This is a genomic window from Microbacterium sp., assembly GCF_051953575.1.
Classification (GTDB): Bacteria; Actinomycetota; Actinomycetes; order Actinomycetales; family Microbacteriaceae; genus Microbacterium.
The window spans coordinates 1-14779 of record NZ_JBQCIP010000127.1; the positions used below are offsets into that span (position 1 = coordinate 1).

At 70.4% G+C, this 14779-nt stretch carries 11 protein-coding genes and 2 pseudogenes; 4 read left to right on the forward strand and 9 right to left on the reverse strand.

Annotated features, from left to right (window positions below):
* From ACTHNQ_RS08080 to ACTHNQ_RS08095, 4 genes are all read right to left on the reverse strand, one after another.
* The coding region (locus ACTHNQ_RS08080; RefSeq protein WP_440332653.1) for an FdhF/YdeP family oxidoreductase at positions 1–1890 on the reverse strand (1890 nt) is incomplete at its 3' end.
* A gap of 19 nt (positions 1891–1909) precedes the next feature.
* Positions 1910–2581, reverse strand: coding sequence for a DUF305 domain-containing protein (locus tag ACTHNQ_RS08085; RefSeq protein ID WP_440332655.1), 672 nt, complete (start codon positions 2579–2581; stop codon positions 1910–1912).
* Positions 2582–2629: 48 nt separating this feature from the next.
* On the reverse strand, positions 2630–4618 hold the full coding sequence (locus ACTHNQ_RS08090; protein WP_440332656.1) for a helicase HerA-like domain-containing protein: 1989 nt from the start codon (positions 4616–4618) through the stop codon (positions 2630–2632).
* A 67-nt stretch (positions 4619–4685) separates the two neighbouring features.
* The gene (locus ACTHNQ_RS08095) at positions 4686–5363 is read right to left on the reverse strand and encodes a phosphatase PAP2 family protein (RefSeq protein WP_440332658.1); all 678 of its coding nucleotides are present in this window, start codon (positions 5361–5363) and stop codon (positions 4686–4688) included.
* A gap of 67 nt (positions 5364–5430) precedes the next feature.
* On the opposite strand from ACTHNQ_RS08095, the gene ACTHNQ_RS08100 reads away from it, so the two are divergent.
* Entirely contained in the window at positions 5431–5919 is a 489-nt protein-coding gene (locus ACTHNQ_RS08100; RefSeq protein ID WP_440332660.1) for a nitroreductase family deazaflavin-dependent oxidoreductase, read from the forward strand.
* A 5-nt stretch (positions 5920–5924) separates the two neighbouring features.
* On the opposite strand, the gene ACTHNQ_RS08105 is transcribed toward ACTHNQ_RS08100, so the two are convergent.
* Positions 5925–7295 carry a multidrug effflux MFS transporter gene (locus ACTHNQ_RS08105; RefSeq protein WP_440332661.1) on the reverse strand — a complete coding sequence of 457 codons (1371 nt, stop codon included), beginning with the start codon at positions 7293–7295 and terminating at the stop codon, positions 5925–5927.
* Positions 7296–7502: 207 nt separating this feature from the next.
* On the opposite strand from ACTHNQ_RS08105, the gene ACTHNQ_RS08110 reads away from it, so the two are divergent.
* Genes ACTHNQ_RS08110 through ACTHNQ_RS08120 form a run of 3 tightly spaced genes read left to right on the forward strand, consistent with a single transcriptional unit; the run spans position 7503 to position 9379 of the window.
* Positions 7503–8219, forward strand: coding sequence for a DUF3105 domain-containing protein (locus tag ACTHNQ_RS08110; protein WP_440332663.1), 717 nt, complete (start codon positions 7503–7505; stop codon positions 8217–8219).
* Between the two features lie 10 nt (positions 8220–8229).
* The gene (locus tag ACTHNQ_RS08115; RefSeq protein ID WP_440332665.1) at positions 8230–8901 is read left to right on the forward strand and encodes a DUF305 domain-containing protein; all 672 of its coding nucleotides are present in this window, start codon (positions 8230–8232) and stop codon (positions 8899–8901) included.
* A 22-nt stretch (positions 8902–8923) separates the two neighbouring features.
* A complete protein-coding gene (locus ACTHNQ_RS08120; protein ID WP_440332667.1) occupies positions 8924–9379 on the forward strand; it encodes a hypothetical protein in 456 nt (151 codons plus the stop codon).
* Here the strand turns inward: ACTHNQ_RS08120 and ACTHNQ_RS08125 are convergent.
* From ACTHNQ_RS08125 to ACTHNQ_RS08140, 4 genes and pseudogenes are all read right to left on the reverse strand, one after another.
* Positions 9380–11800, reverse strand: a pseudogene (locus ACTHNQ_RS08125) (HAD-IC family P-type ATPase).
* A gap of 91 nt (positions 11801–11891) precedes the next feature.
* Positions 11892–12869, reverse strand: coding sequence for a carbohydrate ABC transporter permease (locus ACTHNQ_RS08130; RefSeq protein ID WP_440332669.1), 978 nt, complete (start codon positions 12867–12869; stop codon positions 11892–11894).
* Positions 12869–14206 carry a carbohydrate ABC transporter permease gene (locus ACTHNQ_RS08135; RefSeq protein WP_440332670.1) on the reverse strand — a complete coding sequence of 446 codons (1338 nt, stop codon included), beginning with the start codon at positions 14204–14206 and terminating at the stop codon, positions 12869–12871. The genes ACTHNQ_RS08130 and ACTHNQ_RS08135 overlap by 1 nt, the downstream gene beginning before the upstream one ends.
* 89 nt (positions 14207–14295) lie before the next feature.
* A pseudogene (locus ACTHNQ_RS08140) lies at positions 14296–14779 on the reverse strand (carbohydrate ABC transporter substrate-binding protein); the annotation flags it as partial.

Here is a 14779-nt window from a genome sequence, read left to right on the forward strand (position 1 = left end):
GTAGTCCGCCTCGAGCGCGGCCCAGTCCGCGTGCGGGACGTTGCGGGGATGCCGCACCGCCGCGGTGTCGGGCCGCTCGGCCTCTGCGGCGCCGTGCTCGGGGAGCGCGTGGTCGGTGTTCGCCACGGCGGTCCCGGGCGCACGGGTTGCGGCGGCATCCTCGTTGCCGAAGACCAGCGCGCACAGCCGCGCCACGATCGCGACCTCGCTGAGCAGCTCTTCGGACGGCGGCGCGAGCCGGCCGCGCGACGCGTGGACGGCGCCCATCGAGTCCTCGACGGTGACGCGCTGCTCGCGCAGCGACCCGTCCACCCCGGTGCGCCGATCGCGGTCGGTGCGCCCGAGGGTCGGCAGGATCAGGGCACGGCGGCCCGTGACCACGTGAGACCGGTTGAGCTTCGTCGACACGTGCACCGTCAGCCCGACGTTCGCCATGCCCGCCTCGACGACCGCGGTGTCGGGTGTCGCCGACACGAAGTTGCCGCCCATGCCGAGGAACACCCGCACGCGGCCGTCGCGCATCGCGCGGATGGCCTCGACGGTGTCGTAGCCGTGCGCGCGCGGCGCCGCAAAGCCGAACTCGCCGTCGAGGGCCGACAGGAACGCCTCGGACGGCTTCTCGTAGATGCCGACCGTGTGGTCGCCCTGCACGTTGGAGTGCCCGCGAACCGGGCACACGCCGGCACCGGGTCGGCCGATGTCGCCCCGCAGCAGCAGGACGTTCACGACGTCACGCAGGGTCGCGACGGAGTGCTTGTGCTGCGTGAGCCCCATCGCCCAGCAGACGATCGTGGCCTTCGAGGTGCGCACCGCCTCGGCGACGCGCCGCAGCGCGTCCTCGGGGATGCCGGTGGCGGCCACGAGCTCGGGCCACGCGGCCTTCCGCATCGCGTCCCGGTACGCCTCGAAGCCGCTCGTGTGCGCCGCGATGAACTCGTGGTCGAGCACCCCGCCGTCGCGCTCCTCGGCCTCGAGCAGGTGCTTGCCGATCGCCTGGAACAGCGCCTGGTCGCCGCCCAGGCGGATCTGGACGAAGCCGTCGGCGAGCGGCGTTCCGCCGAACGCGACGCCGCGGACGGTCTGCGGATTCTCGAAGCGGAGCAGCCCCGCCTCGGGCAGCGGGTTCACGGCGATGATCGTGGCACCGCGCTGCTTGGCCTTCTCGAGCGCCGACAGCATGCGCGGGTGGTTGGTGCCCGGATTCTGCCCGGCGACGATGAGCAGGTCGGCCTGGTGGATGTCGTCGATCGACACCGTGCCCTTGCCGATGCCGATCGTCTCGGTGAGGGCCGAGCCCGAGGACTCGTGGCACATGTTCGAGCAGTCGGGCAGGTTGTTCGTGCCCAGGCCGCGCACGAGCAGCTGGTAGAGGAACGCGGCTTCGTTGGACGTGCGCCCCGACGTGTAGAAGACGGCCTCGTCGGGGTCGTCGAGGGCGCTCAGCTCGTCGGCCACGAGCTGCAGGGCGTCGCCCCACGCGATCGGGCGGTAGTGGGGGGCGCCCTCTTCGAGGAGCATCGGATGCGTCAGCCGCCCCTGCTGGCCGAGCCACCAGTCATCGTGCGCGCGCAGCTCGCCGATCGAGTGCTCGGCGAAGAACTCCGGGCCGACGCGACGCAGCGTCGCCTCCTCCGCGACGGCCTTCGCGCCGTTCTCGCAGAACTCGGCGATGTGCCGCTTGTCCTCCTCGGGCCATGCGCAGCCGGGGCAGTCGAACCCGTCCTTCTGGTTGACGCGCAGCAGCGTCTGCACAGACCGCGCGACGCCCATCTGCTCGTTCGCGATCTGCAGCGCGTGCAGCACGGCCGGCACGCCCACGGCGACCTTCTTGGGTCGCGTCACGTGCACGAGGGATTCGTCGATGTCGGCTGCCGGGGGCTTCGTCGCCATACCCCCAGGGTATGCCTCGTCAGGGCGCGAGCAGACCCGCGAGCGTGACGGCGTCGGCCCGCTCGCGCTCGAGCGCCGCCTCGGCCGACGCCCGCACCTTCGGGTGGGGATGGCCCTCGAGGATCAGTGTGACGAGGGCCACCATCCCCGCGTTCTGGTCGCGGGCGATCTCGGCGTACCGGCGCTCCGCGTCGGGCGACTGCGCGTCGACCAGGCCCTGCTCGACCGACCACGTCGGCATGCCCGGCATCTGCGCGTGATCGGAACCGTGACCGCCGCACGGGCCGTCGGCGGGAGCTTCGAGCGGACGCGCCGGCGCCCACGCCACGTACCATTCGCGCAGGCCGTCGAGCTCGGCGAGATCCGCGGCGACGAGGTCTTCGGCGAACGCCCGCGCGTCCGCCGCGACGCCGTCCTTGCGCAGCAGCGTTCGGGCGAGCTCCTCCTCCTTGACCCGGTAGTAGATCATCGCCTCCACGTAGCAGTAGTCGTCGGCGGTCACCGTGTCGTCGATCGCGACGGGCGAGGAGGATGCCGTCACGCCCGCCGCGTCCGCCGACGGACGCGCGCTGGGCACGGCCTCGGCAGGCGACGACTCGCCGACGGGCACGCCGAGCACGGCGAGCGTCGCCCCGGTCGCGGCTGCCAGGACGGCGGCCGCGAGCACGGCGACGGTCTTCGGTCTGCGCACGCGAAGGCCTTCCGGGATCGAGGAGGTCGATCCGCGGGGCGGGGACGCTCAGCGCCTGCCGGTGCCGAAGATCCCGCGGATCACTCCCCCGAGGATAGTCTGCGTCGACTTGGAGTTCAGGATCTGCTCGATGGGCGACTTCTGTGCGCTGCGCGACGTGCGGGTCGTGCCGGCGGTCTTCTTGAGCAGGCGCTCGTACTCCTGCTGCGCCTTCTTCTCGGCCGCCGCGGCCGCCTTGTCGGCAGCGGCCTGCTGCTTGTCGATGGCCGCCTTCTGCTTCGCGTACTCGGCGTCGGCCTTGGCCTTCGCCAGAGCCGCGTCCTCCGCGGCGGCCGCGTCATCGGCCGCCTTCATCTTGGCGGTGAGGATCTCCCGCGCCGATTCGCGGTCGATCGGGGTGCCGTACTTCGCCAGCAGCGGCGAGGCCTTCACGGCGGCCTCGATCGCAGGGTCGGGCGTCGGCGACATCAGGCCCTGCGGTGCCCGCAGTCGCGTCCAGGCGACGGGGGTCGGTGCGCCCTTCTCGCTCATCACGGTGACGATCGCCTCGCCCGTGCCGAGCTCCTGCAGGACGCGCTCCAGGTCGTAGCCGGACTTCGGGTAGGTGCCGACGGTGGCGCGCAGCGCCTTGGCGTCGTCCGGGGTGAACGCGCGCAGCGCGTGCTGCACGCGGGAGCCGAGCTGGGCGAGCACGTCCGACGGCACGTCCTTCGGGGTCTGCGTGACGAAGAACACGCCCACGCCCTTCGAGCGGATGAGCCGCACGGTCTGGGTGATGGCGGCGAGGAAGTCCTTGGACGCGTCCTTGAACAGCAGGTGCGCCTCGTCGAAGAAGAACACGAGCTTCGGCTTGTCGGCATCCCCCACCTCGGGCAGGATCTCGAACAGCTCGGCGAGCAGGTACATGAGGAAGGTCGAGAACAGCGCCGGCTTGTCGATCACCCCGGGCACCTCGAGCAGGCTGATGTACCCGCGCCCATCGGGCGCGGTGCGGATGAAGTCCGTGACCGCGAACTCGGGCTCGCCGAAGAACACGTCGGCTCCGGCATCCGCGAAGGTGATGAGCTCGCGCAGGATCACGCCCGCCGTCGCGGCCGACAGCCCTCCGAGCTCCTTCAGCTCGGCCTTGCCCTCGTCGCTCGTGAGGTGGGTGAGCACGGCGCGCAGATCCGACAGGTCCACGAGCGCGAGCCCGTTCGCGTCGGCGTAGTGGAACACCAGGCCGAGGCTGGACTCCTGCGTGGCGTTGAGTCCCAGCACCTTGCTCAGCAGCAGCGGCCCGAAGCCCGACACGGTCGCACGCACCGGGACGCCCTTGCCGACGCCGCCGAGCGCGAAGTACTCGGTGACCGATGCCTCGGGCTTCCAGTCCTGCCCGATCGCCCGCGTGCGGGCCAGCAGCTTCTCATTGGACTCGCCCGGGGTCGCGACGCCCGACAGGTCGCCTTTGATGTCGGCGGCGAAGACCGGCACCCCCTTCGCTGCCAGCTGCTCGGCGAGGCCCTGCAGCGTGCGCGTCTTGCCGGTGCCGGTGGCGCCTGCGACGAGACCGTGACGGTTCATCATGCCGAGCGGGATCCGGATCTGGGCCTCTGCCACAGGCTCGCCGTTGACGAGGGCGCCGAGATCGAGCGTCGCCGCCTCGAACGTGTACCCCTTGACGATCGCGGCCACCTCGCCCGCATCGAGGGGTGCGCCGTCGACGGGCTCGGCCGGGGCGGCGGACTGCTCGGGGCTCACCGGCTGAGGGTCCGCCGCGGTGGTCTTCTCCGCGGCCGCGCCCCGGCCCTCGTCCGAGGAAGCGGGAACGGGAGCGGGCGGCGCGTCGGGCGCGGGAACGGATGCCGCAGCCCCGACTCCCCCGCCTGCGCGGGCCTTCGCCGCCTCTGCTTCCGCGGCGGCGAGCGCTGCCTTGGCCTGCGCGGCCTTCAGCTGCGCCTCGGCGGCCTCCGCCTCTGCGCGGAGCCGGGCGAGCTCGGCCTCGGCGGCCGCGACGGCCGGGTCGGATGCGGTGGAGTCGGACTCGGGCGCTGGCATGCGCTCAGCCTAGCGAGGCGTCTCGCGCGGTGGCCGGCCCGCGCGGGCAGAGGCTTCGCTCCATGCGTCAGCCGCGGGTGGAGGGGGCCGTGGGGACGCCGCTCTCGCGGGTCAGCGGGACGGCGAAGGCCGCCGCGACCAGCAGTGCCGCACCGGCGCCGACCAGGGCGCCGCCGACGGTGTCTGACAGCCAGTGCGCGTGCAGATAGGTGCGGCTGAACGCCATCAGCACGACCCAGACAGCGCCCACGACGGCGACCCACGCGCGCGGGAAGATCACGAACGCGGCGACCGCGATGGTCGCGGCGTTGGCGACGTGACCGGACGGGTACGAGCCGTAGTCCGAGATGACGAGGATGTCTTCGGGACGCACGCGCCCGAACGCGTGCTTGAGCACCTGCACGAACCCGGCCGACACCGCCTCGGCCGCCAGGAAGTAGGCGGCCGCCCAGGGCCGGCGCAGCACCACGAGACCGACGGCCCCGGCGATCGGCACGGCGAGCACGCCCACCCAGCCGCCGCCCACCCAGTCCATGACCCTCGAGAACCCGGCCAGCACGGGATTCCACCATTCCCCGAGCAGCGCGTTCCACCACTCGTCGATCGGGAACGGATGGACACCTCGAACGAGGATCCACCACCCCAGCGCGATCGAGGCCAGCGTCAGCAGCCCGCCCACGACCAGCTGGACCATGACGGTCCTCGCCACCCGTGGACTCGCCTTCACCTGTTGCACGTCCGTCATCGCCCCATTCTGGCGGTCCGGGTGCGGCGTCCACGCAGGCTTGACACGGACCGGACAGGATGTCGGTATGACCGCCGCCGTGGATGTGCTGCGCACCCTGATCGCCCCGCTGACCCGCACCCGCGTGTTCCGGCGATTCCTCGGGCCTGTGCTGCTGCCCCCGGTCGAGCGCGCGGTCGCGTGGCTGTCACGGGGTCGCGTGCAGGTCAGCGCGCTGCTCGTCCCGTCGCTGGTCCTGCACACGGTCGGCGCGCGCTCGGGCGAGCCGCGCGACGTGCCGCTCATGTATACGCCCGACGGACGCGGGCGCGCCATCGTTGCGGGCACGAACTTCGCCGGCGCCCGGCATCCCGCCTGGACCGCGAACCTGCTGGCGCATCCCGACGCCGCCATCACCGTCCGCGGACGCCGGATGCCGGTCCGCGCGACGATCGTGCCCGATGACGAGCGCGACGCCGTGTGGGCGCGCATCGAGGCGCAGTGGCCGGGCTACCGCAACTACGAGCGCGAGTCCGGGCGCACCGTGCGGCTCTTCCGCCTGCAGCCGGTGCGCTGAGGAGGTCAGGGCGCCAGGCGCTCCACCGTGCGCGGGCGTACGATGAGCCACAGCGACAGCACGCCCACGAGGGCGCAGCCGACCATCACCGAGGCCATCGTCGTCGCCGTGATGCCGGCATCCCGCGCGATCCAGCCGACGAGCGGCGACACGAGACCCGCGACGCCGAAGTTGGTCGCGCCGATGATGGACTGCGCGGTGCCCGCCGCCTTGCCGTGACGGTCGAGCGCCAGCACCTGCACGCACGGGAACGTGAAGCCGCACGCCGCGATGAAGACCCACAGCGGCACGATGGTGCCCCACAGGCCGAGGCCGAGCTGGTCGGTGACGACGATGGCGGATGCCGCCAGCACGAGCACCGCGGTCGACCAGGCCATCACCCACTGCGGGCCGAAGCGCGCCGCGAGGCGCGACGCGGTCTGCACGCCCAGGACAACGCCGAGCGAGTTGACGGCGAACAGGATGCCGTACTGCTGCGCGTCGAAGCCGTAGCTCTGCTGGAAGAGGAACGACGAGCTCGACAGGTACGAGAAGAGCCCCGAGAAGGTCATGCCGCCGATGATCAGCACGCCGATGAACACGCGGTCGCTGAAGACGCTGCGATACCGCTGCCAGACCGTCGTCGTGCCGCGTTCGCTGCGCCGGGCCTTGGGGAGCGTCTCGGGCAGGAAGATGATCGCCGACACGAGCATGACCGCGCCGTACACGGCGAGCACCACGAAGATGCCGCGCCACGGCATGACCGCGAGCAGGGCCGAGCCGACGAGCGGGGCGAGCACGGGCGCGACGCCTGAGACCAGCGCGAGGCGGGACAGCATCACGACGAGCCGGCGTCCGCCGAAGAGGTCGCGCACGATCGCCGCGGCGACGACACCGCCCGCGGCGGCTCCCGCACCTTGCAGCACGCGCGCAGCAGAGAGCAGCTCCAGTGTCGGCGCGAGGGCCGCGGCGGTGCTCGCGAGCACGTGCAGGGCCGTCACGCTGAGCAGCGGAACGCGCCGGCCGACCTTGTCGCTCAGCGGCCCCACCACCAGCTGCCCGAGCGCGAAGCCGATCATGGTGCCCGTGAGGGTCAGCTGGATGAGCGCTGCCGTCGTCTGGAAGTCCTCCTCCAGCACCGGGAACGCGGGCAGGTAGAGGTCGATCGTGAACGGACCGAGTGCCGTGAGCGCCCCGAGCAGCACGATGTAGAGCACCCTGCGGCGGTGGGGGATCGAGTCACCGGGGTGCAGGACGATCGGCGCGGTGGCCGGGTTGCTGCCGAGGGCGCGGATGGCACCGGTGTCGGTGCGGGGCGCCGGGCGCAGGGCGGCGGCAGGATCCGTGGTGGGGCGGTCTTCGGGCTTCTGGACAGGGACGGAGGCGGTATCGAGCAACAGCGTGTTTCGTTTCGGGGCGGTGCGCCAGGGAGAGTCGAATCGATTCGAACGTCCAGGATACCGGATGCCCCGGCCCCGCCCGCAAGCATCTCGCTGTCGGGTGGTTCTCAGCCTCTCCTTACATTCGGGCGAATAGGCTGAGGGCAGTCCAGCACCCCTGCCCCGCGGGCCCCCGCGCCCGGCGGCCGAGCCGAGATCGAGCACATGACCCCGACCCCGACCCCCGCCGACAAGCGCACGAGCGGCAACCCTGCCACTCAGGCGCAGATCAACCTCAGCGTCAAGCAGCAGCGCGAGCAGAAGCGCCAGGAGAAGCTCGCCGAGTACCAGAAGCAGCTCGCCAAGCGTCGCCGCAGCAAGCTCGTGTGGTGGATCGTCGGCTCGACGGCGGCGGTCCTCGTGGTCGCGGCGATCGTGGCATCCTTCGTCTTCGCCCCTGCTCCCGCTCCCACGTACGCGCGGGGCGACGGAGACGGCAGCGGCATCGAGGGCGTCGAGACCTTCGACAACACCGCGACGCACGTCGAGGGCACGGTCGACTACGCCCAGACCCCGCCCGCCGGCGGCGACCACAACGCGATCTGGCTCAACTGCGGCATCTACACCCAGCCGGTGCCCAACGAGAACGCCGTGCACGACCTGGAGCACGGCGCCGTGTGGCTGACCTACGACCCGGCGCAGGTGTCGGAGGACGACATCGCGAAGCTCGAGGCCCTCATGCCCTCGACGTTCGCGACCATGTCGCCGTACGAAGACATGGACACCCCCATCGCGGTGAGCGCGTGGAACGCGCAGCTCAAGGTCGACTCGGCCGACGACCCGCGCATCAAGGAGTTCATCACCGCCTACTGGCACTCCACGAACGCGCCCGAGCCGAACGCCATGTGCACCGGCGGGCTCGACGCCCCCGGCAAGAAATAAGGCGACACCGATGTCGGACGCGCCCTCGGCCGGACGCACGCAGCGATGGATCGTCATCGCCGTCGCGCTCGTGCTGATCGGCGCGCTCGGCTTCGCCGTCGGGCGCTTCACGATGTTCGGCACGCAGTCCGCCGCGTCGACACCCGGCAGCTCCTCACCCGAGGCGGGCTTCTCCCGCGACATGCAGGCGCATCACGCGCAGGCGATCGAACTCGCGATGGAGATCTACCGCAAGACCGACGACCCGGAGCTGCGCGCTCTCTCCTACGACATCGCGACCTCGCAGGCCGCACAGCGCGGCGAGATGTTCGACTGGCTCGTGCAGTGGGGCCTCCCCCAGGCCGGCGGCCCGATGATGCAGTGGATGGGCACCGCGTCCGGCCATCAGCACGGCGGGTCATCGTCCGAGCCGATGACCGACGAGCAGGCACGCGAGGCGATGGGCATGGCGTCTGCCGCCGAGATCGCCGCGCTGCAGGCGGCCACCGGCACCGACGCGGACTGCCGGTTCCTCACGTTCATGATCCGCCATCACCAGGGCGCGATCCCGATGGCCGAGGCGCTACTGGAGCTCGGCAGCGACCCGCGGGCGTTGGAGGTCGCCGAGGCGATGAAGACCGGGCAGACGGCCGAGATCGACGCCATGACGTCGATGCAGAAGCGGCTGGGCTGCTCCGGCTGATCCGGCTCGTTACAGTGGTCGCGTGACCGCCGACCCGTCCGTGCCCGCCGTGCAGCCGCGGCGGCGGCGCCCCGTGATCGTCACGATCGCGGTCGTGCTCGTCTATCTCAGCGCCTTCGCCAACGTGGCGCTCGGCGTGCTGGTGCTGCTCAGCCGTTACGAGGTCGCCGAGGCCGACGTGCTGCGGGTCTCGCTGCTCGGCGCGGCAATCATCCTCTTCGGCCTGCTGCTGATCGGAATGGCCTCCGGTCTCGCCCGCGGCAGCCGGCTGTCGCGCACGTTCGCCACGATCTACCTCGGCTTGCTGATCGCCCTCAGCGTGATGACGATCCTGACCACCGACGGGTGGGACTGGGGTTCGATGATCGACCTCGCGATCGAGGCCCTGATCCTCGTCGCGCTGTGGGCGCCGCCGGGCTCACGACACTTCGCGCGCTCGACGATCGAGGCGGCGCCGGACCCGACCGCCGCCGGCTGATCACACCTCGGCGAGCGACTTCGCGACGTAGCGCCGGTGGAAGAAGCGCACGATCTCGATCGCGCCGATCGTGAGCGCGGTCACGACCACGATGAGCCACGCCGCCTCTTCGCCGGGGTCGACGAGCTGGAAGAACTCGGTCAGGAACGGGATCGTGAACACGCCGACGAGTCCGATGAACATCGCGCCGATGATGAGCCCCTTGAGGCGCGTGATCGGCCGCGACAGCACCGTCAGCACCCAGATACCGACGATCGCGAGGATGATCGTCGAGCCGGTCCGCAGCTCCGGCTGGCCGATCCCGATGGCCGTGGCGGCCAGCGAGTAGAGCGTGAGCGAGATCGCGATGATCGCCCCCGCCGGGATCGCGAAGCTGAGCGAGCGCCGGAGGAATCCCGGCACATAGCGCTGCGTGTTCGGCAGCAGTGCCAGGAAGAACGCCGGGATGCCGATCGTCAGGCCGTCCGTGATCGACAGCTGTCGCGGCAGGAACGGGAAGGGCAGCACGAGCAGCCCGAACAGCACGGCGAGCCCCGTCGCGTACGCCGTCTTGGTGAAGAACAGCATCGAGACGCGTTCGATGTTGGCGATGACCTGCCGTCCCTCGGCGACCACCTCGGGCAGGTGCGAGAAGCGGCCGTCCAGCAGCACGATGCGCGCGACCGCCTTCGTCGCGGCGGAACCCGAGTTCATCGCGATGCCGAGGTCCGCGGTCTTGATCGCGAGGGCGTCGTTCACGCCGTCGCCGGTCATCGCGACCGTGTGTCCCCGCTGCTGCAGCGCGACGACCATGCGCTTCTTCTGCTCGGGTGTGACCCGGCCGAACACCAGGTTGCGCTCGAGCACCTCCCCCAGTTCGGCGTCGTCGTCGGGCAGCCGGCGCGCGTCGAACCCCTCGTCGACGTCGACACCTACGCTGCGGGCGATCGCGGCGACCGTGCGCGGGTTGTCGCCCGAGATCACACGCACGCCGACACCCTGCGCCGCGAAGTACTCCAGGGTCTGCGCAGCGTCAGGCCGCACCTGCTCCTGGAACGTCACGACCGCGGCCGCGACGAGCCCGTCCGGCCGGCGCTCGTCGTCGACGTCGGCCGCCGTGATGGCCTGGTCGGAGTGGGCCAGCACCAGCGTGCGCCGCCCGGTCGACGCGAGCTCCGTGACGACGCGGCCGAGTTCGCCGGACGGATCGGTGGCGGCATCCCCGAACACCATCTCAGGGGCGCCCAGCACCCACGCGCCCGCGGGACCGGCGGCGAACGAGACCGCGCTCCACTTGCGGGCAGACGAGAACGGGATGTAGTTCGCCGCGTCCAGTGGCGCCGCGACCGGGAACGGCTCACGCAGGCACCGGGCGGTGGCGTTGGCATCGGGCGCCGCGCCGAACCAGCCCAGCACGGCGTCCTGGCCGGGGACCGCGCCGCCGAGCGGCCGGAGCGCGTCGAACGCGATCTCGCCGGCGGTCAGCGTGCCGGTCTTGTCGAGACAGATCACGTCGACCCGGGCAAGCCCCTCGACCGCGGGCAGCTCGTTCACCAGCACCTGCTTCGACGCGAGCTTCGCCGCCGCGACGGCGAACGCGATCGAGGTCATCAGCACGAGGCCGAGGGGGATCATCGCCGTGATCGCCGCGATCGAGTTGACGATGGCCTGCACCCAGTCGCCGCTCTCGAAGGCGGCGACCCAGCCGCCGAACACCATCATCTGGGCGTTGCACACCAGCAGGCCGACCGGCCCGATGATCCAGCTCATCCACTTCAGCACCCGGTTGACCGAGTTGCGCACCTCGGACGCCACCAGCGAGAAGCGCTTGGCCTCGCCGGCGAACCGGTTCGCATACGAGTCCGCCCCGACCCGGGTCACGCGTGCGGCGCCCTCCCCCGCCACGACGATCGAACCCGACAGCGCCTCATCCCCCGGCTGCTTGTCGACCGCGTCGGATTCGCCCGTCAGCATCGACTCGTCGATCTGCAGCGCGCGACTCTCGATGACGTCCGCGTCGGCCGGCACCTGGTCGCCCGCCCGCAGCACCAGGACGTCGTCCATCACGACGTCGCCGGGCGCGATGTCGGACTCGGCCCCGTCGCGGCGCACGCGGGCCCGCGGTGCGTTGAGCAGGGCGAGGCGGTCGAGCGCCGCCTTGGCGCGGAACTCCTACACGCAGCCGATGATCGAGTTCGCGAAGGCCGCGATGCCGAACAGCGCGTCCTGCCAGCGCCCCAGCAGGAACAGCACGAAGAAGCACGCGAACACGATCCCGTTGAACAGGGTGAACACGTTCGCCCGGACGATGTTCCAGACGCTCCGGCTCGTGTCGGCGGTGTGGGCGTTGGTGCGTCCCGCCGCGACCCGCTCGGTGACTTCCGCAGCGCTCAGACCCGGGTCCAGCGCAGGGGCGGCCGGAGCGGCGGCTGAGGCGTCCATGCGATCAGGTTAGCGATCCCCCGCGCCGGACAAGAGGATGCCTCGGCCCTGCGCACGGCGCGGGGTCGAGGCATCCACTGACCGGGGTCTGTCAGCCCTTCGTCGCACCCGCCATGAGCCCGCGGACGAAGAACCGCTGGAGGGCGAGGAACACGATCATCGGCACCACCAGCACCAGGAACGCGCCCGCCGACACCAGGTACCAGCGATCGCCCCACGAACCCGACAGCGAGTTGAGCGTCTGGGTCATCGGCAAGGACGATGTCGGAGCGAAGATCGTCGCCACCAGCAGGTCGTTCCACACCCACACGAACTCGAAGATCGCGAACGACGCGAGGATCGGCATCGACAGCGGCAGGATGATCCGGAAGAAGATCTGCCCGTGCCCCGCACCGTCGACCCGCGCCGCCTCGATCACGTCCGACGGGATCTCGGCCATGAAGTTGTGCAGCAGGAAGATCGACAGCGGCAGACCGAACATCACGTGGGCGATCCACATGGTGGCGAAGCTGTGGTCGATCTCGCGCAGCTCCAGTCCCGGGAAGATCCCGACGCCCGCGATCTCGAGCCCGCGCGAGAACAGGCTGAGCAGCGGCACCAGCGCCATCTGGATCGGCACGATCTGCAGCGCGAAGATCGCGACGAACAGGAACCCGCGCCCCTTGAAGTCCATCCACGCGAAGGCGTACGCGCCGAGCGCCGCGATCGAGATCACGAATACCGTCACCGGGATGGTGATGGCCAGCGAGTTGAGGAACGACTGCCCGAGGGTCAGTGCCGTCCCGCCCGAGGTCAGCGCCTCCTGGTAGTTCCCGAGCGTGAAGTCCGGGTTGGTGAACACCGTCCACCACCCCGTCGACGCCGAGTCCGCACCAGGGCGGAACGACGTGATGAGCAGGCCGAGGGTCGGGATCGTCCAGAGGAACGCGATCAGGATCGCGATCACGGTGGCGATGGGCGAGGTGAGGCGCTTCTGCGCCTGCGCCTCGTTGCGGCGTGTCTCGCGGGCGACCTTGCGGGCGGCGGCGCGGTCGAACTTCGGCGTCGCGGCGGTATCGACGGCGGCCATCACCGCACCTCCCTCTGCTTGCGCAGCTGTATGACGTTGTAGACGATGAGCGGCGAGACGAACACGAAGATCAGCACCGCCAGCGCCGCGGCGTGACCGTAGCTCTGGAACCGCTGCTGCTGATTGACCATCTCGAAGCCCAGCACCGTCGAGTTCGACCGGCCGCCGGTCATGACCGCGACGATGTCGTACAGCTTGAGTGCCGCGATCGTGATCGTGGTGAGCACCACGACGATGGAGGTGCGGATGCCGGGCACGGTCACATTGATGAACCGCTGCCAGGCGGTCGTGCCGTCCAGCTGCGCCGCCTCCATCTGCTCGACGGGCACCGCCTTGATGGCCGCCGAGAGGATCACCATCGCGAAGCCGGTCTGCGCCCACACGAACGCGATGAGCAGGCAGAACGTGTTCACGAGCGGCCACGTGTCGAGCCACCGCACCGGCTCGCCGCCGAAAGCGACGACGATCGCGTTGAGGAGGCCGATCTGGTTGCCCTGCCGGTAGTCGTACACGAACTTCCAGATGAGGCTGATGCTCACCGGTGCGATCGCGAACGGCAGGAACACCAGCACCTTGAGCAGCCGCTCGCCGCGAGCCCGCTCCATGAACGCCGCATAGGCCAGGCCCACGACCGTCGCGAAGACGGGCACGAACACGGCCCAGATGAGCGTGTTGATGATCGACCAGAAGCCCTGCGGGTTCGTGAACGCCCAGTGGTAGTTGTCGAGGCCGACGAAGTTGTCGCCGGTCTTGTCGTAGAACGACTGGACGATCGTCGAGATCGCCGGATAGATGAGGCCGACCAGCAGCAGGATGATCGCCGGCGCGAGGAACAGCGTGAGCTGGTACAGGTAGCCGGCGCCCTGGCGCGCCCGGTAATCCATGTAGAACAGCAGGCCGCCCGCGATGAGCGCGATGATCACCACGTAGACGACGGCGTTCTGGTACGGCCGCAGCATCATGAACGCGAGCAGCGGGATCGCGAAGCTCGTGATGAGGCGCAGCCAGAAATAGCCCGTGCCGTGCCGTGGCGCGTACTCGATGAGCAGCAGCAGGACCCCGATCACGGCGGCGAAGATCACCAGCACGAGCGGGATCTGCACGATCGGACCCATCTCGCCGATCCACCGGAAGAACGAGTTGAACGAGAACCCGAGCGACACCGGCTTCGCGTCGGGCTGCGGGCCGCCGATGAGGATGAAGATCACCAGCGCGACGATGAGGATCCCGCCGATCGCGGCGACGATGCGCGTCGTCGTCTGCGAGGGCTGTTTCGACGGCGGATGCGGCGGTGGCGCCTGAGTCTGCTGCGTCGGAGTGGTTGCGGTGTGCGACATGTTGACCCTTCCCCCGTCATCGTCGACGGATACCGTCACCTCGGCCCGGGCCGGCGCATCGCGCGCCGACCCGGGCCGGGGTGTGCTGCTCAGTCCTGGTAGCCGGCCTGGATGTCGGCCAGGACCTGCGGCGTCGGCTTTCCGTCGATCCAGTCGACCATGCCGCGCCAGAACGAACCCGAACCGACGCTGGCCGGCATCAGGTCGGACGCGTCGAAGCGGAACGTCGTCGCCGGATCCTGCAGCAGCTCCATGGCCTCGGTCAGGAACTGGCTGGAGGCCAGCGACGGGTCTGCGCCGGTGTTGGCCGAGATCGCGCCGCCGAGGCTGACACGGGCGTCGGCGAACTCGGGCGTCGACATGTACTCGAGCACCTTCTGGGTGTTGTCGTCGTCCGAGAACGCGGTGACGAACTCGCCGCCGCCCTCGACCGACTGGTCGCCCTCGTTTATGCCAGTCAGCACGAACTCGTACACGTCGCCTTCCGGGGCGATGTTCGGATCCGCTCCGTCGGCGGTCTTGAACGTCAGCAGGTTTGCCGTAAGGAACGACTGCTTTTTGGTCAGCGCGCAC